This window comes from Anaeromyxobacter dehalogenans 2CP-1, from assembly GCF_000022145.1.
GTDB lineage: Bacteria > Myxococcota > Myxococcia > Myxococcales > Anaeromyxobacteraceae > Anaeromyxobacter > Anaeromyxobacter dehalogenans.
Map to the genome: position 1 here is coordinate 2,686,803 of NC_011891.1, position 18,282 is coordinate 2,705,084.

Consider the following 18,282-nt stretch of genomic DNA (forward strand, 5'->3'; position numbering starts at 1 on the left):
CGAGACCGGCTCTCGCCGCTGCGCGCCCTGCCGCGCCCCGCGACCGGCGCGCGGCGGTCTTCGCGCCCCGGGGCGCGTGCGAAGCGGCCGGGGCGCCTGCGCGGGGCAACCCCGGCGTCGCCTGCGGCCGGACCGCCCGGCGCCGCTCAGAGCGCGTGAATCCATCCCCGGACCGAGCCAGGCGGTCGAGACGCGAGCAGCGCGAGGCGCGACGACCGAGCATGCCCCGAGGCCTGTGAGGGAGGAGCAACGACGCGATGCGACGCGGATCGGCCGCCGCGGCGACGGGAGGGGATGGGTTCACGCTCTCTCAGCGCCCGTAGTCGTCCTGGACGCGCACCACGTCCTCGACCTCGGGCGTCGACACCTCCAGCACGTCGCAGTCGGTCACCGCGCGCATGCGGTGCACCGTGCCCGGCCGCACGTGGTAGCTGTCGCCGGGGCGCATCGGGTGATCGACCAGGCGGCCATCCTCCTGGAGGACGAGCACCATCTCGCCGCTCCAGAGGTGGATCGTCTCGTCCTTCCTCACGTGGTACTGGAGCGAGAGCTGCGTCCCCGCCTTCACGTGCAGGAGCTTGCCGACGTAGCGCTCGGTGTGGGCCCACCAGAGCTCGTGGCCCCAGGGCTTCTCGACGCGCTTCGGGTTCTCGAAAGTGCTGGTCATGTCTCTCCGGCTCCCGACGTGAAGCTAGGCTCACCGGCTCGCCGTCACGAATCCCTTGGCCCCCGATTCCCGCTCGGCGTCGCGCAGGTAGCGCTCCGCCTCCGCGCGGGTCCCGAAGCTGCCCGCCCGCACCCGGAAGAAGCGGCCCTTGCCCGGGACGTCGGCGGCCTCGATGCGCGGCGAGAGCGCCCGGTACTTCGCGGCGATCCGCTCCGCCTCGGTCCGGCTCTGGGTGGCGGCGAGCTGCACCACGAACGCGCCCGCCGCGGCCGGCTTCGGCGCGGCGGCGGACGGCGCCGGGGCGGCGGCCGGCTTGGGCGACGGCGCGGGCGGCGCGGCGGCGGGCTTCTCGGGCGCGGCGGCGGCCACGGCGGGCGGCGCGGCGGGCGCGGCGGCGGCCGTGGCGGACGGCGCAGGCGCGGCAGCGGGCGCGGCAGCGGGCGCGGCCGCCGGGGCGGGCGCCGGGCGCGCCTCGACCGGCGGCGGCGCCGACGGCTTCCCCTTGGGGAGCTGGTCGTAGAAGGTCAGGTCGTTCCGGGCCGGGGCCGGGGCCGCCACCGGGACGCGGTCGAGCGCGTCCAGGTCGCCGGAGCCGCGGACCGCCTCCGCCTGCCGGGCGGCCATCTGCCGGCCCACGTTCAGGCCGAGGACGAAGATGACGCCCAGGATCACGAGCGCGCCGACCACGATCGACGCGATCTGGCGGCCGTCCAGGGACAGCTCGAACTTCTCACGGCTCCGGACGTTCTCTTCGCGCATGGACGTCACCCCGCCGCGGAGACGGGCGCGCGCCGCGAGGACCGGGGGCGCGAACCGCGGCAGCCTGGATTCTAGACGTCGTCCGCGATATCGCGAGTTTCCGGACTCTCCATCCGATCCGGCGCGGAGACGCCCAGGACCGCCAGGCCGTTCGCGAGCACCTGCTTCAGGGCGCGGCACAGGAACAGGCGCGCCGCGGTCTTGACCGGGTCGGGCCCGATGACCTTCTCGCCGCTCTTCTTCCCCTGCGTGTACCAGGAGTGGAACGCGGCGATGGTCTCCTGGAGGTAGAACGCCACCCGGTGCGGCTCGTAGGCGAGCGCGGCGGCGGCGAGCATGTCCGGGAACGCGGCGATGCGGCGGATGAGGTCCTGCTCCTCCGGCGAGGCGAGCGTCCGCGCGGCCTCGAGGTCGAAGTCGGGCACCGCGTGCCCGGCCTCGCGCGCCTTCTGGAAGATGGCCGCCAGGCGCGCGTGCCCGTACTGGACGTAGAAGACCGGGTTGTCGAGCGTCTGCCGCTTGGCGAGCTCGACGTCGAAGTCGAGCGGCGCGTCGGAGCGCCGGGTGAGGAAGATGAAGCGGGTCGCGTCGCGCCCCACCTCGTCGACCACCTCCCGCAGCGACACGAGCGTGCCGGCGCGCTTCGACATCTTCACCGACTCGCCCCCGCGCATCAGGCTGACCATCTGGATCAGCACGACGTGCAGGTCCTTGCGCGAGGCGCCCAGCGCCTCCATCGCCGCCTCGAGCCGCGGCACGTAGCCGCCGTGGTCGGCGCCGAGCACGTCCACCAGCGCGTCCGCGCGCTGGCGCTTGTCCCAGTGGTACGCGATGTCCGCGCAGAAGTAGGTGGGCGTCCCGTCCGCCTTCTTCACCGGCCGGTCCACCTCGTCGCCGTACGCCGACGAGCGGAACAGCGTGAGGTCCTCGGCCGCGGTCACGCCCTCCTCGTCGGGCTGCGGCTGCGGCGGCGGCTGCCCCTTCTTCGACTTCGGCGGCGGCAGCTTGCCGACGTAGACGAGGTCCTTCTCCTCCAGGAAGCGGAGGAAGCGGTCCACCGTGCCCGACTCGTAGAGCGCCTTCTCCGACGACCAGCGGTCGAACGAGATGTTCACCGCGGCGAGGTCCCCGCGGATCATCCCGAGCACGTGCTGGACCGAGTGGTCGCGGAACAGCGTGAGCCACTCGGCCTCGGGCGCGTCCAGGAACCTCGCCCCGTACTCGGCCTTCAGGCCGGCGGCGATGTCCTTCACGTACTCGCCCGGATAGCTCTTGGGCGGCATGGTCACGGTCCGCCCGTGCAGCTCCTGGTAGCGGAGGTGGACCGAGCGCGCCAGCGTCTGCACCTGCGCGCCGTAGTCGTTGACGTAGTACTCGCGGGTGACGTCGAAGCCGGCCCAGCGCAGCAGGCCCTGGACGCCGTCGCCCACGACCGCGTTGCGCCCGTGCCCGACGTGCATCGGGCCGGTCGGGTTGGCCGACACGTACTCGACGATGACCTTCTTCCCCTGCCCCACCGCGGTCCGGCCGTAGTCCGGGCCCTCCGCGACCGCGCGCGCGAGCGTGCGCAGCCACAGGTCCGGGGAGAGCCGCACGTTGATGAAGCCGGGGCCGGCGATCTCCAGGCCGGCCAGGTCGCCGGCGGTGTCGGCCGCGCGCACCGCCTCGACGATCGCCTGCGCCAGCTCGCGCGGCGGCCTGCCCGCCTGCTTCGCCAGCACCATGGCGGCGTTCACCGCGAAGTCGCCGTGCTTCGGGTCGCGCGGCGCCTCCACCGAGAAGCCGGCGCCCGCCGCCGGCCAGCGCCCGTCGTCGGCGCCCTGGGCGAGCGCCTTGCGGAAGAGTTCGATGACGCGATCACGGACCATAGGAAGGGGTCTCTCTACCGGGGGCGCGCGCCGGAAGCAAGCGCCGGGCCGCGCGCGGGCCGGAGCTTGCTCAGGGATAGGCGTCGAACGCGCCGCAGCGGCGGCACCGCCACGCGCGCGACGGTGCGTCGGAGCCGCAGCGCTCGCAGCGCGGGGCCTTGCCGCGGCGGAGCAGCGCCGCGACCAGCAGGTCGTGGCGGGCGGCGAGGTCGTCCGGGCCCGGCGCGGCGGCCTGGTGCAGCAGCTCCCGCATCGCCAGCGACACCTCGCCCACCCGGTCGCGCTCCAGCGCCAGGCGCAGCGCCGCCACCGCCTCCGGGTTCCGCGCGCAGCGGTGCAGCGCGCGGCCGTGCAGCAGGTGCAGGGCCGGGTCGTCCGGGCGCGCGGCCGCGCGGGCCGCCGCGAACGCCTCGGCCGCCGCGGCGTCCGGCACCGCGGCGAGCGCCGGCCACGCCAGCAGCGCGGCGCGCGGGTCCTCCTCGAGCGAGCGGCCCGCAGCGTCCAGGGCTGCGGCGGTCGCGCCCGCGGCGGCCTCCGCCTCGGCGAGCGCCATCCAGGCGTCCGCGCTGCGCGGGTGCGCCGCCAGCCCCTCTCGCGCGAGCGCCGCCGCCTGCGCCGGGTCGCCGCGCAGCGCCTCGCGCGCCTGCGCCGCGAGCAGGTGCGCCAGCACCGGGTCTCCGTCGCCCGGGCCGAGGCGCCGCTGCAGCGCCACCGCGCCCGCCAGGTCGCCCTGCTCGACCCTCACGTCGCGCAGCCCCTCGGCCGCGGCGCGATCCCCGTCGCCCTCCGCCAGCCGGGCGTACAGCTCGGCGGCCTCGGCGAGCATGCCGCTCCGCCGGTAGTCCTCGGCCAGCTCGCGCTCCACCTCGGCGCGCCGCGCCGGGTCGAGCCCGCGGCCGAGCAGCATGTTCCGGTGCAGGCGCACCGCACGGGCGAGGTCGCCCTCGCGCCGGAACAGCGCGCCCAGCGCCAGGTAGGTGTCCACCGCCTCGGGCGTGCCCAGGCGCGCGGCGTCGGAGAGCGCCTCGATGGCGGCGTCCGGGTCGCCCTGCACGATGGAGCGGACGCCCTTCAGGTAGGCCTGCGCCTCGTCGCGGCGCCGGCGCAGGCGCTCCGCGAGCAGGATCGCCACGATCGCGGCGAGCGAGCCGGCGGCGAGCGCGAGCCAGAGCTGCGTCACGGGCCCAGCGCGGCGAACCCGGCGTGCAGCCGCTGCCAGGCCTCGTCGAGCGCCTCCACGACCACGCGGTTGTCGGCCAGCACCGGCATGAAGTTGTTGTCGCCGATCCAGCGCGGCACCACGTGCCAGTGCAGGTGGTCGGCGATCCCCGCGCCGGCGGCGCGACCCAGGTTCATGCCGACGTTCATGCCGTCCGGCCGGTAGACCGCCTTCACGACGGCGGCGGCGCGGCGCAGCTCCTCCTGCAGGTCGGCCCACTCCGCCGGCCCGAGCGCGCCGAGGTCGGCGACGTGCGCGCGCGGGATCACCATCACGTGCCCGGAGTTGTACGGGAACCGGTTCAGGCAGGTGAACGCGTGCGCCGAGCGGTGCACCACCAGGTTGCCGCGGTCGGCCGCCTCCGGCGCCGCGGGGAAGTCGCAGAAGATGCACCCGGCCGGCTTCTCGGACCGGATGAACTCCATGCGCCACGGGGCCCAGAGCGGCTGCTGCACGGGAGTCTCCTTGCGGCGCGCGCCGCTACCGCGCGAGGAAGTAGACGCCGGGCTGCCGCGCGTCGGCCGCGCCCTGCGCCACCCGGGTGGCGACCGCGTCGGCCACCGCGCCGGCCGCGCCGCCCATGAGCTGCTCGAGGAACCGGCCGTGCTCGTCGGGCGGGTAGACCAGCACCGCCTCGCCGCTCAGCTTCGCCTCCTGCTTCGCCAGCTCGACCGCGTCGTAGAAGTTGCCGAGCTGGTCCACCAGCCCGGCCTCCTTCGCCTGCGCGCCGGTGAGCACGCGGCCGTCGGCGATGGCGCGCACCTTCGCCTCGTCGAGCTTGCGCCCCTCGGCCACCGCCTTCACGAACTGGCCCAGCGTGTTCTCGACCAGCCCCTGCCAGTAGGCGCGGTCCTCCGGCGTCATGTCGCGGAACGGGTTGCCGGCGTCCTTCAGCTTGCCGGTCTTCACCGTCTCGACCTTCACCCCCAGCTTCTCGGCGAGATCCTTCACGTTCGGGAACTGGCTGATGACGCCGATCGAGCCGGTGAGCGTGCCGGGGTTCGCGACGATCTTCGGGCAGGCCACCGACACGTACAGGCCGCCCGAGGCGGCCAGGTTGCCCATCGAGCAGACCACGACCTTCTTCTGCGCGAGGCGCTTCACCTCGTCGTGGATCTCCTGGCTGGCGCCCACCGAGCCGCCGGGAGAGTCCACCCGGATCACCACCGCCTTGAGATCGCCGTCCTCGGCGAACCGGCGGATGCGCTTCAGGATGTCCTCGGTCTCGTCGCGCTCGCCGCCGCCGATGGTGCCCTTCACGTCGATGACGCCGACGCGCGGACCGGAGCCGAGGCGCGGGGACTCGCCCCGCACCGCGCCGAACGCCAGCAGCAGGAACCCGAAGAACACCAGGAACAGGCCGCCGAAGATGAAGGCGACGATGCCGAGCGCCAGGCGATCGCGGCGCGGCGGCGGCTGCGGCGGCATGCCGGGCGGGGGCGCGCCCCAGCTCGCGGGCGGCGGCGGCGGGCCGGGCGGCGGGCCCCAGCTCGGCGGCGGCGGGGGCGGCGCGCCCCAGCGCGGCGGCTCCGGCCGCGCGGGCGATCCCGGCCCGGTCGCCCCGGGCTGCGGCTCCTGCGGGCCGACCGGCGTGGTGGGGAGGGGCTCGTTGGGATCGCTGGGGTTCATGGTCGGGTCAGGTAAGCACGCGGCCGGGGGGGTCGCAACCGGCAAAAATGAAGCGGGCGGCCCGCTCGCGCAGGCCGCCCGCCGGTGCTCCGGACCGCCGCGAGGCTACTTGCGGCGGTTGAACTTCTCCATCAGGTCGCCGAGGCGGGCGCGGCCGTCGCCCTGGCGGCGCAGGTACTCGCGGTAGTCGTCCTCGCCGCCGTCGCGGTTGACCGCCTTCATGGAGAGGGCGACCTTGCGGTCCTGGAGGTCCATGTCGATGACCTTGACCTCGACCTCCTGGCCCTCCTGCACGACGTCGCGCGGGTTCTCCACGCGCTCGTCCTTCATCTCGGACACGTGCACCAGGCCCTCGATGCCCGGCTCGATCTCCACGAACGCGCCGAAGTCGGTGACCTTGGTGACGCGGCCCTTCACGCGGGCGCCCACCGGGTGCCGCTCGGAGAGCGTGGTCCACGGGTCGACGTGCGCCTGCTTGATGCCGAGGCTGAAGCGCTCGTTCTCGACGTCGATGTTGAGCACCACCGCCTCGACCACGTCACCCTTCTTGAACTTCTCGCCCGGGTGCTTGATGCGCTCGGTCCAGGAGATGTCGGACACGTGCACGAGGCCGTCGATGCCCTCCTCGACGCCCACGAAGATGCCGAAGTCGGTGACGTTGCGGACCTCGCCGCGGATCGTCGTGCCGATCGGATACTTGTCCTCGAGCAGCGTCCAGGGGTTCGCCTCGATCTGCTTCATGCCGAGGCTGATCCGCTTGGCCTTCGGGTCGATGTCGAGCACCACCGCCTCGACCTGATCGCCCACGTTGACCAGCTTCGAGGGGTGCTTCACCCGCTTCGTCCAGCTCATCTCCGAGACGTGGACGAGGCCCTCGACGCCCTGCTCCAGCTCGATGAACGCGCCGTAGTCGGTGAGCGAGACCACCTTGCCCTTGACGCGCGTGCCGACCGGATACTTCTCGTCGGCGCGGTGCCACGGGTCCTCCTGGATCTGCTTCAGGCCCAGGCTGACGCGCTCGGAGGTCGGGTCGAACTTCAGGACGACGACGCGGACCTCCTGGCCGACCTCGAACATCTCCGACGGGTGGCCGATGCGGCCCCAGCTCATGTCGGTGACGTGCAGCAGGCCGTCGATGCCGCCCAGGTCGATGAACGCGCCGTAGTCGGTGAGGTTCTTGACCACGCCCTTGAGGATCGCGCCCTCCTTCAGGTTCTTCAGGGTCTCCTTCTTCAGCTCCTCGCGCTCCTTCTCGAGGAGGACCCGGCGCGACAGGACGATGTTCCCGCGCTTCTTGTTGAACTTGATGACCTTGAACTTGAACTTCTCGCCGATCAGCTTGTCCAGGTTCCGGACCGGCCGGATGTCGACCTGCGAACCGGGGAGGAACGCCTTCACGCCGATGTCGACGGAGAGGCCGCCCTTCACGCGCCCGACGATCACGCCCTCGACGAGCTCGTCGCGCTCGCACGCGGCGGAGATCTCGTCCCAGATGCGCATCTTGTCGGCCTTCTCCTTGGAGAGGACGACCATCCCGGTGTCGTTCTCCCGGGACTCGACGAGCACCTCGACCTTGTCGCCCACCTTCACCGCGGGCTCGCCGCCGGGGGCGGTCGAGAACTCGGAGATGGGCACCTGGCCTTCGGACTTGTAGCCGATGTCGATGACGGCGTAGTCCTTGGTCAGCTGGATGACGGTGCCGTTGACGACCTTGCCCTCCTCGATCGGACCGGCGCTGGCTTCGCTCGCGGCGAAGAGCGTCGCGAAGTCCTCGGTCTCGACGTCGGGCGTGCGGGGAGTCTGATTCTCCATTCGGTTAGGCCAACCTTTTTCCGGGAAGCGCCGGCGCCCGTCGAAGCTCGGGGCTGGATCGTGCCGGCGTTGCCACTGCGTTGCCCCCTGGGTCTGGTGCTTCGCGCCGCGCCCCCGGGGATCGAGGAGCCGTCGCGCGCCGGGCGTACCCCGGCCTACATTCCGGATTACGGAGTGCGCACGCTACACGTCTGAAATTGCAGCGTCAAGGCGGGCCCCGGCTAGCGGAGGACCCGCAGCCAGGCCGCCACCCCCTCGACCACCCAGTCCGGCGTCGATGCCCCCGCCGAAAGGCCGACCACGCGGCACCCCTCGAACCAGGCCGCCTCGAGCTCGGCCTCGGTCTCGACGTGCCAGGTGCGCGGCTGGATGGCGCGGCAGATCTCGGCGAGGTGGCGCGTGTTGGCGCTGTTCTTCCCGCCCACCACCACCACCGCGTCGACCTCGCTGGCGAGCGCCCGGGCGTCCGCCTGGCGCTCCTCGGTGTCGTTGCAGATGGTGTTCACGGCCCGGACCTCCTTGTGCCGGAGGGCCAGGACGCCCACCACCCTCTCGAACTCCGCGCCGATGCAGGTGGTCTGGGCGATGACCGCGACCTTCTTCGCCTTGATCTCGGGGACCGGGCCGCCCGGCTTCACCACCGTGCACGGCTGCTCGGAGTACGAGATGACGCCCTTGATCTCGGCGTGGTTCGCGTCCCCGACGATGACGATGTGGTAGCCCTCGCGCGAGAGGCGCTGGGCCATGGCCTGCGGGTACTTCACGTAGGGGCAGGTGCCGTCCACCACCTCGAGCCCGCGCGCCTCGGCGCGCTCCAGCTCCTCGCGGACCGCGCCGTGGGTGCGGACCACGACGGTGGTCCCGTCGGTCACCTCGCCGATCCCGTTCACGGTCCCGACGCCCTTCTCGCTGAAGCGGGCGACCGCCTGGGGGTTGTGGATGATGGGCCCGAGGGTGACGACGGGGGCCCGGTGCTGGTCGGCGACCTCCATCACCTTGTCGACGGTGCGGCGCACACCCCAGCAGAACCCGGCGGTCTTCGCGATCTTGACGTCCACGGCGCCTCTATATAACGGCGCGCCCTGCGACGGCCAGCCACCCGACCCCTCCATCCGTGGCGCACCGCCGGGGTTGTCCCCTCTACTCGGAGTCACGAAGTTCCCGGGGCGGGCCTCTCGGCACAGGACCCCCGCTGGAGGACTGGCGATGCGAACCCTCGGACGAGTCGTGGCCTCCCTGGCGGCGCTCACCCTCGCAAGCGCTGCCGCGGCGCAGGCGACCACTCCCCCCGCTCCTCCGGCTGCGTCGCCCGGCCCCACGCCCGCCCCTGCCGCCGCAACCGCGGCCGCCTCGTCCGCCGCCCCGCCCGACGCGGCCGCCGCGGCGCCCGCGACGCCGGAGCCCTCCGGCGCGTTCCGGATCCGCTCGGCGGTGCTCGGCGAGGAGCGCAGCTTCGTGGTGCTCGCGCCGCCCGGCTACGCCACCTCCGGCCGGCGCTACCCGGTGGTCTACTTCACCGACGGGAGCCCCAGCCTCGCCCTGCTCGCCACCGTGACGCGGTTCCTCGCGCAGAACGGGCGCATGCCGGAGGTGATCCTGGTCGGGATCGACCACGCCGACCGGGTGCGCGACCTCACCCCGTCGCCGGGCAGGTTCGAGGGCGCGCCGCCGGCCGCGTTCAAGACCGCCGGCGGCGGCGACCGGTTCCTGTCGTTCCTGCAGGACGAGCTCATCCCGCACGTCGAGCGCTCCTACCGGACCGAGCCGTTTCGCATGCTGGTGGGGCACTCGCTGGGTGGGCTGCTCGCGGTGCACGCGCAGCTGGCGCGCCCCGGCCTGTTCCAGGCGACGCTGGCGCTGGCGCCGACGCTCACCTGGAACGGCGACGAGCCGGTGCGGCGCGCCCGCGAGGCGCTGGCAGGCGGCCGCGGGCCGCGCGGCGTGATGGTGATCGTCTCGCCGAACGACGGCCCGGCGGCGGCGAAGCAGGCGCAGGCGCTGGTGCGGACGGTGCGCGGCGCCAGCGGCCTGCAGGTCGCGGCGGTGGAGCTGCCGGAGGAGGATCACGGGTCGGTGGTGCTCGAGGGCGCCACGCGCGGCTTCAAGGAGGTGTTCGCCGGGTGGATGATGCCCGCCCCGGCTGGCGCGGTCGGGCCCGGCGGCGGGCTCCCCGCGGTCGAGCGCCACTACGCGAGGCTGTCGGAGCGGCTCGGCTGGACGGTCCGGCCGCCCGAGCCGGTCGTGGACGCCGCCGGCCGCCAGGCGATCCGCGACGGGAAGCTCGACGACGGCATCCGCGCCCTGCGGCAGAACGCGGCCTGGCACCCGGCCAGCGCGGCGGCGCACGACGTGCTGGGCATGGCGCTGGTGCGCGCGGACCGGCTCGAGGAGGCGAAGGGCGCGTTCCGGACCGCGCTCGAGGTGGCCGAGCGGGCGAAGGATCCCGACGCCGCCGCGTACCGCGCCCACCTCGAGGCCGCGACCGCCCGCGCGCCGATCCGCGAGGCGCTCAACCCCACCTGGCCCGGGCTGCCGAACCTCTGCGGCAAGGCCGGGGATCGGGGCTGGGAGGACCACCACCACCACGGCAACTGAGCCGCGCCGCGCTCCGCGTGCCGTCCCGCGATCGCGCGGCTCGCGACGGCCGCGCGAGCGGCCGGCGCCGCCCGCGATGGGCGCTCAGAGCGCGTGAATCCATCCCCGGACCGAGCCAGGCGGTCGAGACGCGAGCAGCGCGAGGCGCGACGACCGAGCATGCCCCGAGGCATGTGAGGGAGGAGCAACGACGCGATGCGACGCGGATCGGCCGCCGCGGCGACGGGAGGGGATGGGGTCACGTGCTCTCAGGCCTTCTCGCCGACGAAGCGGTCCTTCTCGTCCCTGAACAGCACGTTGAACGTCGTGAGCGAGCCGTAGCACCGCGTCACGTACTGCTGCAGCTCCACCTTCTCGGCGTCCGTCAGCTTGTCGGTGGCGTTGACCTTCTGCTCCAGCACCCGCAGCCGGTCGCGGATCATCACGATCTTGTGGAACAGGCTGTCGAGCGGGATCTCCTTGGGCGCGGTGCCGGGATCCCCGGGCTTCAGCACCACCGTGCCGCCCTCCCACTTGGGCGCGAGCGGGACGGGCACGTCCTCGCGCAGCGCCTCGCGGATGGCCTGGGCGAACTCCTCTCGCGTCATGTCGGTCAGCTCCTCGGGCAAGGGGACGGAGGTGGTGGGCGACGGCGCGGGCGTGCCGTGGCCCGGGGCGCGGTGCACGACCACGCTCGGCCCGGGCGCGCGCGCGCGGCGGCGCGCCGGCTCGGGCGGCGGCGCGGAGGGGATGGCGGCCTCGCGGGACAGGTAACGCTCGCAGACGGGCGCGGTGCCCGGGAAGTCGCCGGTGCGCACGCCCAGGCGGCACGGGCCGATGGGGCCGCGCGCGTCCTCCAGGATGGGCCGCCACAGCCGGCAGGTCCCGCACTCCTTCGGCCCGTAGGTGCGCTCGCCCTCGCTCACGGCCGGCCCCCGGCGCGCCCGCGCCGGCGCTGGCGCGCGCGCACCTCGCGGGCGAGCGCGTCCACCACCGCCTCGAGCGGCGTGCCGCTCGTGTCCACCACCACCGCGTCCTCCGCCGGACGGAGGGGGGCGATCTCGCGCTCCGAGTCCTGCCGGTCGCGCTTCAGCTGGTCGGCGAGCACTTCCTCGAAGGTGGAGCCGTCGCCCTTCGCCAGCAGCTCGGCGTGGCGCCGCCGCGCCCGCTCCTCGGGCGTCGCGACCAGGAAGAACTTGGCGTCGGCGTCCGGGAACACCACCGTGCCGATGTCGCGTCCCTCGAGCACCGCCCCGCGGTTCTCCGCGGCGAGCGCGAGCCGGCGCTGCAGCTCGAGCAGCCCGGCCCGCACCACCGGCCGCGCCGACACCTTGCTCGCCCCGAGCGACATGGGCGGGGTGCGGATCTCCACCGACACGTCCTCCTCGCCGAGGAGGACCCGCTGGCCGCCGCCGGGCTGCCCGGAGGGCGCGAAGCGGATGGCGAGCAGCGGGAGCAGCTGGCCCAGGCCGGCGTCGTCGTCGAGCGCGATCCCGCGGAGCGTCGCGGCGAGCGCCACGGTCCGGTAGATGGCGCCGGTGTCCACCATGGCGAACCCGAGCCGCGCGGCGAGCTGCCGCGAGGCGGTGGACTTGCCCGCGCCGGCCGGCCCGTCGATCGCGACGATGAAGGGGCGGTGCGCGGGTGCGGGGCTCGAGGAGCCCTGGGGGACGGGCATGGGCGAACCGTTATACCCCTGTCCGCCGGGAGGCGCGACCGCGCCGAGGTCCCCCATCGCGGACTGGCGCCGGCCGGCTCCGGCGTCACGATCCCGGGGTGCACGCCGTCGCCGCCGGCCTGGCCGCCCTGCTCGTCGCCATCCCCGGCGCGGCGACGGCGCCGGAGCAGCCGGTGTCCGTCCACCTCCGGCTGGACGAGCGGCCGCACGGCTCGCGGGCGGAGCGCGAGCGGCTCCGCGATCTCGAGTACGCGCTGATGGAGCGGCTGGCGGGCGGCGCGGGCCGGCTGGTCCGGGACGAGTGGCGCGACGGCTTCTGCGTGCTGCACCTGGCCGGCCCCGACGCGCGGGCGCTCTGGGCCGCGGTGGAGCCGGCGGTGCGCGCCGCGCGGCCCCGGACCGGCTCCTACGCGGTGCTGCGGGCGGGACCGGAGGGCGCGCCGGAGGAGCGGATCCCGCTCGGCGCCGTCACTCCTCCGAGGTGAACACGCCCATCGCCCGGAACTTGCGGTACCGGTCGGTGACGAGCTGCTCGGGCGACAGCTTCCGGAGCTCGGCGAGGTGGCGGCGGAGCGCGTCGCCCACGTTCTTGGCGGTGAGCACCGGGTCGCGGTGCGCCCCGCCGGGCGCCTCCGGGACGAGCTCGTCGGTGATCCCGAAGCCGGCCAGGTCGCGCGCCGTGAGCTTGAGCGCGTCCGCCGACTTCTGCGCCTTCGTCGGATCGCGGTAGAGGATGGCGCTGCAGCTCTCCGGCGAGATGACCGAGTAGATCGAGTACTGCAGCATGAGCACGCGGTTCGCGACGCCGAGCGCGAGCGCGCCGCCGGAGCCGCCCTCGCCGATCACGATGGCGATGACCGGCACCTCCAGCGACGACATCACCTCGAGGTTCACCGCGATGGCCTCGGCCTGGCCCCGCTCCTCGGCGCCGATGCCGGGGTAGGCGCCCGGCGTGTCGATGAAGGTGATGACCGGCTTGCGGAACCGGTTGGCGAGGTCGAACAGGCGGCGCGCCTTGCGGTAGCCCTCCGGCCGCGGCATGCCGAAGTTCCGGAGCATGTTCTCCTTGGTGCTCCGGCCCTTCTGGTGGCCGATGACCACCACCGGCTCGCCGTCGAAGCGGGCGAACCCGGACACGATCGAGTGGTCGGCAGAGAAGCGACGATCGCCCTCGATGTCGAAGAAGTCGGTGAACAGCTCCCTCAGGTAGTCGAGGGTGTACGGGCGCTGCGGGTGCCGGGCGAGCTGGACGGTCTGCCACCGGTCGAGGTCGCTGAAGATCTCGGCCTGGAGCTTCCGGGCCTTCTTCTCGAGCTTCTGGATCTCCTCGCTGAAGTCGACCTTGGCGCCGCCGGAGAGCTCCTTCAGCTCGGCGATCTTGGACTCGAGGGCGAGGAGCGGGCGCTCGAAGTCGAGGGCGTAGGCTGGCTTGGACACGGACGGCTTATAGCACGGCGCCGCCGGAACGCACGCGCGCAGCCCACCGGCTTCTCAGCGCTTTTCGACGCGCCGCGCCAACCGAAAGCACGCCCGCGCGGCCTCCGGAAACGACACCGCGCACGCCCCGGGACCGGAGCGTGCGCGGCTGGGTTCGGCGGCTTGGAAGCGCTACTCGCAGCTGCAGTAGGTGACGTGCGAGATGGCCTGACCATTCGGCGTGGCCAGCGTGTCACCGGCGCTCACGCCCACGTACACCTTGTAGCAGGTGCCGGCCTTCACCAGCGCCAGGTCGGCGTCCATCGACGCTTCGTGGCTCTGACCGGTGAGCCCGTCGTCCTTGCCGGCGGGCACGAGGCCGAAGTAGGCGCACTCGTTCCGCGGGTTGCCGAGGTTGCCGCAGAACGTCGAGCCGTCCTCGACGCCGGACAGCTCCTCGCACACGGGCGGCGGCGGCGTGCCGCCGCACAGCGGGATGATGCCCGCGGGGATCGTGATGGTCGGCACGAACGACAGCGGCGAGGTCTCCACGATGTTGACCTGACCGGCATCGTAGTTCGCGGAGCCGCCCTGTGCGGTCAGGTCGATGCTGACGCTCCACAGGCCGAAGTTGCCCGGATACAGCATGAACCCGTACCAGCCGTCGGCGCCCGTCGGCGCGTACGACGTGGACACGACGCTACCCTGCGTGAACGTCAGCACGGCCCCCGGGACCGCCACGCTGGGATCGGACTCGCAGACCAGGTAGCCCCAGGCCTCGCGCGCGGACGCGGAGCGCGCGCCCAGGAGAATCATCAGGACAGCCGCCATCAACCCGAACTTCACTCGACGCATATTTCGCCCCCGTGGAACGTGAGACAGCGGCCGCACTGTAGTCGACTGTGTGCCGGAGTGACGAAGATCAGGCGGGTGTGGCGAAATCGGCTGCGACGTGTGCCGCGATCGCGGGTCACCGGATCGCGGGAGGTCGCGGCTCCAGGACTCGGCGCGACAGCGCCTCGACGTCGTGCGGCGGCGCGATCCAGGCGACGCCGCGCTCCCTGCGGAGCCAGATCACCTGGCGGCGCGCGTAGCGGCGGTGCGCCACCTGGACGCGCCGGATGGCCTCCTCCAGATCGAGCTCGCCGCGCAGGTGCGCCGCCGCCTCCGCGTAGCCGATGGGGAGCCGGGCCGGCAGCGCGCCGACGAAGCGCGCCTCGAGCGCGCGCGCCTCGTCGAGCAGGCCGCCCGCGAACATCGCGCGGACGCGCGCGTCGATGCGCGCGTGCAGCTCGGCGCGCGGCGGGTCGAGCGCGAGCAGCGCCGCGTCGTAGCGGTCCTCGCGGAACGCGTGCGCCTGGTAGAGCTCGGAGGGCGTGCGGCCGCCGGCGGCGATCTCCAGCGCGCGCACCACCCGCACCAGGTCGTTGGGCCGGATGCGCTCCGCCGCGGCGGGGTCCACGGCGGCGAGCCGGGCGTGGACCGCCGGCCGGCCCAGTCGCGCCGCCTCCTCCTCCAGCGCCGCCCGGAGCGCCGGGTCTCGCCCGGGCGCCTCCACCACGCCGTGCAGGAGGGCCCGGACGTACAGCCCGGTGCCTCCCGCCACGATGGGCACGCGTCCGCGCGCGGCGATCCCGGCGATGGCGGCATCCGCGAGCGCCGCGAAGCGGGCCGCGTCCATCCCCTCCCCCGGCTCGACGAGGTCGAGCAGGTGGTGCGGGGCGGCGCCGCGCTCCTCGGCGGTGGGCTTGGCGGTCCCGACGTCGAGCCCGCGGTAGACCTGCTGCGAGTCGGCGTTGACGATCTCGCCGCCGAGCCGACGCGCCAGCGCGATCGCGAGCGCGGTCTTGCCGGACGCGGTCGGCCCGGCGACCACCACCAGCCGCATCAGCGAGCCCCGGCGCCGCGCGCCTCGAACAGCCCGGGGACGAGCGACGCCGCGCGCGCGAGCAGCGGCTCGACGTCCTCCGGCAGCGGCGCCGCCGCCGAGGCCACCGGCACGCCCGCGGCGCCGAGCAGCCGGACCGTGATCCGCAGCCCGCCCGACGCGTCACGCTCCAGGCGCGCCAGGACGCGGCGACCGGCCTCGAGCGCCTCGCCCACCGTCCGCGGGCAGTCCTCGCCCTGGCAGGCGCCGAGCGCCTCGGCGCGCGCCACCACGTCCAGCTCGGGGGCGCCGTCCGGACAGATCGCGTCGGCGCGGGCCGCCTCGGCCACCGCCGCGCACAGCCGCTCGGTCACGGCCCCGACGATCGCGGCCGCGACGCCGCGGTCCGCGGTGACCTCCAGCACGACCGGACCGGCGGCGGCGCCGCCGCTGGCCGGTGCCCGCGCCGACGCCGGCGTCGAGGCAGGCTTCGGGGCGGTCGTCGGGGCCGGCCCGGGCGCGGCGGCGAGGGCGAGCGCGAGCGCGGCGAGGGGCGCGAGCGGCATGGCGGCTACCCCGAGACCCGCGCGGCGAGCTCCGAGAGCGCCACCGGCGTCTCCTCGCGCGTCTGCAGGTCCTTCAGCTTGGCCTGCCCGGTCGCGACCTCGTTGCCGCCGAGCACCACCGCCCACCGCGCGCCGACCCGCTCCGCCTGCTTGAACTGCGCCTTCAGCTTGCCGCCGCGCGGATCGAGCTCGCAGGCGATCCCTGCCCGCCGCAGCCCGGCCGCGAGCCGCAGCGCCTCGAGCGCGCCGGTCGCGTCCGCGCTGACGAAGAACACCGCCGGCCGCCGCTCCGGCGCGGCGCGGCCCACCTTCTCCAGGATCATCGAGAGGCGCTCCTCGCCGAGGGCGAAGCCGATGCCCGGCGTGGGCGGGCCGCCGAGCGTCTCGACCAGCCGGTCGTACCGGCCGCCACCCGCGACGGCGGACTGGGACCCGAGCGCGTCGGAGGTGAACTCGTACGCGGTGCGCACGTAGTAGTCGAGCCCGCGCACCAGCCGCGGCTCGACGCGGTAGGCGACGCCGAGCGCGTCGAGGCCGGCCTTCACCTGGTCGAAGTGCGCCCGGCACGGCTCGCAGAGCCGCTCCAGCAGCCGCGGCGCCTGCTCCAGCACCGGCTGGCAGGACTCGACCTTGCAGTCGAGCACGCGGAGTGGGTTGCGCTCGATGCGGTCCTTGCAGTCGGCGCAGAGCGCGCCCTGGTTCGCGACCAGGTACGCCTTCAGGTCGGCGAGGTAGGCGGGGCGGCACTGCGCATCGCCCACCGAGTTGAGCTTCAGCTCCGCGGTCACGCCCAGGCGCGCGAAGTAGTCGGCGAGCAGCGCGATCTGCTCCGCGTCGAGGTACGGCTCGGCGACGCCGAACGCCTCGCAGCCGATCTGGTGGAACTGGCGGTAGCGGCCCTTCTGCGGCCGCTCGCGCCGGAACATCGGGCCCATGTAGAACCACTTCTGCGGGCCCTCCACGAACGCGCCGTGCTCGATGAACGCGCGCACCGTGCCGGCGGTGCCCTCGGGGCGCAGCGCGAGCAGCTCCTCGCCCTTGTCCTCGAAGACGTACATCTCCTTGTTGACGATGTCGGTGGCCTCGCCGACGCCGCGGGCGAACAGCGCCGCGTGCTCCACGGCCGGGGTCCGCACCTCGCGGTAGCCGTACAGCGCGAACACCTCGCGCGCGACCGCCTCCATCTCGTGCCAGCGGGCGACGTCCGCGGGGAGGACGTCGTTCATGCCCTTCACGCCGTTGATCTTCACGCCGGCATGGATACCAGAGCCCCGCGCGTGATGCACGGGGAGGTGGCAGGCCGGCGGCGCGCCGCGGCCTACGCCGCGCCGCCGAGCGGCTCGCCGACCCGGACCCGCACCCCGGGCGCGAGCCGCGGGTCGAGGCGCGCCTTTCCGGGCTCGAAGAGCAGGATCACGGTGGAGCCCATCTCGAAGGCCCCCAGCTCCTGCCCCTTCTCCACCGGGATCGGCGTCTCGTAGTCGTGCCGGCGCGGCGCCGCGCCGGGCAGGTTGGTGAAGGGGATGGACGGGTCGTAGTAGGCGCACACCCGGCCCACCACCGTGGCCCCCACCGCCACCACCGCGCAGGCGCCGAGCGGCGTCTCCAGCACGGTCACGAGCCGCTCGTTCAACGCGAACAGGCCGCGGACGGTGCGGACCGAGGCCGGGTTCACCGGCCAGAGCTTCCCCGGCACGTAGCGCCAGCCGGTCACCCGCCCGCCCAGCGGGAAGTGGATGCGGTGGTAGTCCTTCGGCGCGAGATAGAGGGTGGCGTAGGCGCCGCCGGCGAACCGGGCGGCGAGCGCCTCGTCGCCCAGCAGCGCGGCGGCCGGGTAGTCGATGCCCTTCGCCTGCACCAAGCGGCCGGCCTCGACCCGACCCGTCTCCGAGACCGCCCCGTCCACCGGCGACGCCACCACCCGCTCCCCGGGCGCGATGGGCCGCAGCCCGGGCCGCAGCGGCCGCGCGAAGAACTCGCCGAAGGTCCGGTAGACGTCGAGGTCCGGGCACTCCGAGAGGTCGATCCCGTAGCGCCGCGCGAACGCCCGGATGGCGGCGACGCGCACCGGGACCGGCGCGCGCCAGCGGGTGAGCGCGCCGACGGCGCGCGAGAGGGCGTTCTTGGGCAGGAGCCGCAGGGCGGAGATGAAGAGGCGGTCGTTCATGGAGCGCGCGGAGTCTAGCAGCGCGCGCCCGCGGCGGGCCCCGTTTTTCGCGGTGCGGCC

Annotated in this window: 18 protein-coding genes; 2 read left to right on the forward strand and 16 right to left on the reverse strand. The window is 74.3% G+C overall.

The features are described 5' to 3' along the window. Positions 1–310: 310 nt before the first annotated feature. The 8 genes from A2CP1_RS12235 to ispH form a co-directional block, all read right to left on the reverse strand. The gene (locus A2CP1_RS12235) at positions 311–667 is read right to left on the reverse strand and encodes a cupin domain-containing protein (RefSeq protein ID WP_012633569.1); all 357 of its coding nucleotides are present in this window, start codon (positions 665–667) and stop codon (positions 311–313) included. Positions 668–697: 30 nt separating this feature from the next. Then, on the reverse strand, positions 698–1,426 hold the full coding sequence (locus A2CP1_RS12240) for an SPOR domain-containing protein (RefSeq protein WP_012633570.1): 729 nt from the start codon (positions 1,424–1,426) through the stop codon (positions 698–700). Positions 1,427–1,497: 71 nt separating this feature from the next. Then, entirely contained in the window at positions 1,498–3,294 is a 1,797-nt protein-coding gene (locus tag A2CP1_RS12245; RefSeq protein WP_012633571.1) for an arginine--tRNA ligase, read from the reverse strand. Between the two features lie 70 nt (positions 3,295–3,364). Further along, positions 3,365–4,474, reverse strand: a complete 1,110-nt coding sequence (locus A2CP1_RS12250) for a tetratricopeptide repeat protein (protein ID WP_012633572.1) — start codon at positions 4,472–4,474, stop codon at positions 3,365–3,367. After that, on the reverse strand, positions 4,471–4,968 hold the full coding sequence (locus tag A2CP1_RS12255) for an HIT family protein (RefSeq protein WP_012633573.1): 498 nt from the start codon (positions 4,966–4,968) through the stop codon (positions 4,471–4,473). Before A2CP1_RS12255 ends, A2CP1_RS12250 begins: the two co-directional genes overlap by 4 nt. Before the next feature lie 25 nt (positions 4,969–4,993). After that, the gene (gene sppA / locus A2CP1_RS12260) at positions 4,994–6,142 is read right to left on the reverse strand and encodes a signal peptide peptidase SppA (RefSeq protein ID WP_012633574.1); all 1,149 of its coding nucleotides are present in this window, start codon (positions 6,140–6,142) and stop codon (positions 4,994–4,996) included. A gap of 105 nt (positions 6,143–6,247) precedes the next feature. Further along, positions 6,248–7,954, reverse strand: coding sequence for a 30S ribosomal protein S1 (locus tag A2CP1_RS12265; protein WP_011420576.1), 1,707 nt, complete (start codon positions 7,952–7,954; stop codon positions 6,248–6,250). A 221-nt stretch (positions 7,955–8,175) separates the two neighbouring features. Then, the gene (gene ispH, locus A2CP1_RS12270; RefSeq protein WP_041450506.1) at positions 8,176–9,012 is read right to left on the reverse strand and encodes a 4-hydroxy-3-methylbut-2-enyl diphosphate reductase; all 837 of its coding nucleotides are present in this window, start codon (positions 9,010–9,012) and stop codon (positions 8,176–8,178) included. 148 nt (positions 9,013–9,160) lie between these two features. On the opposite strand from ispH, the gene A2CP1_RS12275 reads away from it, so the two are divergent. Continuing rightward, a complete protein-coding gene (locus tag A2CP1_RS12275) occupies positions 9,161–10,549 on the forward strand; it encodes an alpha/beta hydrolase (protein WP_012633576.1) in 1,389 nt (462 codons plus the stop codon). Between the two features lie 248 nt (positions 10,550–10,797). On the opposite strand, the gene A2CP1_RS12280 is transcribed toward A2CP1_RS12275, so the two are convergent. Further along, entirely contained in the window at positions 10,798–11,454 is a 657-nt protein-coding gene (locus A2CP1_RS12280; protein WP_012633577.1) for a hypothetical protein, read from the reverse strand. After that, entirely contained in the window at positions 11,451–12,206 is a 756-nt protein-coding gene (cmk, locus tag A2CP1_RS12285) for a (d)CMP kinase (RefSeq protein ID WP_012633578.1), read from the reverse strand. The genes A2CP1_RS12280 and cmk overlap by 4 nt, the downstream gene beginning before the upstream one ends. 98 nt (positions 12,207–12,304) lie before the next feature. Here cmk and A2CP1_RS12290 point away from each other — a divergent pair, with 98 nt between their 5' ends. Continuing rightward, on the forward strand, positions 12,305–12,691 hold the full coding sequence (locus A2CP1_RS12290) for a hypothetical protein (RefSeq protein ID WP_012633579.1): 387 nt from the start codon (positions 12,305–12,307) through the stop codon (positions 12,689–12,691). On the opposite strand, the gene A2CP1_RS12295 is transcribed toward A2CP1_RS12290, so the two are convergent. From A2CP1_RS12295 to asd, 6 genes are all read right to left on the reverse strand, one after another. Then, on the reverse strand, positions 12,675–13,643 hold the full coding sequence (locus tag A2CP1_RS12295) for an acetyl-CoA carboxylase carboxyltransferase subunit alpha (RefSeq protein ID WP_012633580.1): 969 nt from the start codon (positions 13,641–13,643) through the stop codon (positions 12,675–12,677). The genes A2CP1_RS12290 and A2CP1_RS12295 overlap by 17 nt on opposite strands. Positions 13,644–13,814: 171 nt before the next feature. Next, a complete protein-coding gene (locus tag A2CP1_RS12300) occupies positions 13,815–14,438 on the reverse strand; it encodes a hypothetical protein (protein ID WP_245529770.1) in 624 nt (207 codons plus the stop codon). Between the two features lie 154 nt (positions 14,439–14,592). Beyond that, positions 14,593–15,510 carry a tRNA (adenosine(37)-N6)-dimethylallyltransferase MiaA gene (gene miaA / locus A2CP1_RS12305; RefSeq protein WP_012633582.1) on the reverse strand — a complete coding sequence of 306 codons (918 nt, stop codon included), beginning with the start codon at positions 15,508–15,510 and terminating at the stop codon, positions 14,593–14,595. Beyond that, a complete protein-coding gene (locus tag A2CP1_RS12310) occupies positions 15,510–16,055 on the reverse strand; it encodes a hypothetical protein (RefSeq protein WP_012633583.1) in 546 nt (181 codons plus the stop codon). Before A2CP1_RS12310 ends, miaA begins: the two co-directional genes overlap by 1 nt. A 5-nt stretch (positions 16,056–16,060) precedes the next feature. Further along, a complete protein-coding gene (hisS, locus tag A2CP1_RS12315; protein WP_012633584.1) occupies positions 16,061–17,305 on the reverse strand; it encodes a histidine--tRNA ligase in 1,245 nt (414 codons plus the stop codon). Between the two features lie 68 nt (positions 17,306–17,373). After that, a complete protein-coding gene (asd, locus tag A2CP1_RS12320) occupies positions 17,374–18,222 on the reverse strand; it encodes an archaetidylserine decarboxylase (RefSeq protein ID WP_012633585.1) in 849 nt (282 codons plus the stop codon). Between the last annotated feature and the right edge of the window lie 60 nt (positions 18,223–18,282).

Bases quoted from the DNA above. Each gene is read 5' to 3' on its own strand.
- cmk (WP_012633578.1), bottom strand. From the start codon at position 12,206: ATGCCCGTCCCCCAGGGCTCCTCGAGCCCCGCACCCGCGCACCGCCCC.
- A2CP1_RS12300 (WP_245529770.1), bottom strand. From the start codon at position 14,438: ATGATTCTCCTGGGCGCGCGCTCCGCGTCCGCGCGCGAGGCCTGGGGC.
- A2CP1_RS12275 (WP_012633576.1), top strand. From the start codon at position 9,161: ATGCGAACCCTCGGACGAGTCGTGGCCTCCCTGGCGGCGCTCACCCTC.
- A2CP1_RS12265 (WP_011420576.1), bottom strand. From the start codon at position 7,954: ATGGAGAATCAGACTCCCCGCACGCCCGACGTCGAGACCGAGGACTTC.
- A2CP1_RS12245 (WP_012633571.1), bottom strand. From the start codon at position 3,294: ATGGTCCGTGATCGCGTCATCGAACTCTTCCGCAAGGCGCTCGCCCAG.
- sppA (WP_012633574.1), bottom strand. From the start codon at position 6,142: ATGAACCCCAGCGATCCCAACGAGCCCCTCCCCACCACGCCGGTCGGC.
- miaA (WP_012633582.1), bottom strand. From the start codon at position 15,510: ATGCGGCTGGTGGTGGTCGCCGGGCCGACCGCGTCCGGCAAGACCGCG.
- A2CP1_RS12240 (WP_012633570.1), bottom strand. From the start codon at position 1,426: ATGCGCGAAGAGAACGTCCGGAGCCGTGAGAAGTTCGAGCTGTCCCTG.
- A2CP1_RS12235 (WP_012633569.1), bottom strand. From the start codon at position 667: ATGACCAGCACTTTCGAGAACCCGAAGCGCGTCGAGAAGCCCTGGGGC.
- A2CP1_RS12310 (WP_012633583.1), bottom strand. From the start codon at position 16,055: ATGCCGCTCGCGCCCCTCGCCGCGCTCGCGCTCGCCCTCGCCGCCGCG.
- asd (WP_012633585.1), bottom strand. From the start codon at position 18,222: ATGAACGACCGCCTCTTCATCTCCGCCCTGCGGCTCCTGCCCAAGAAC.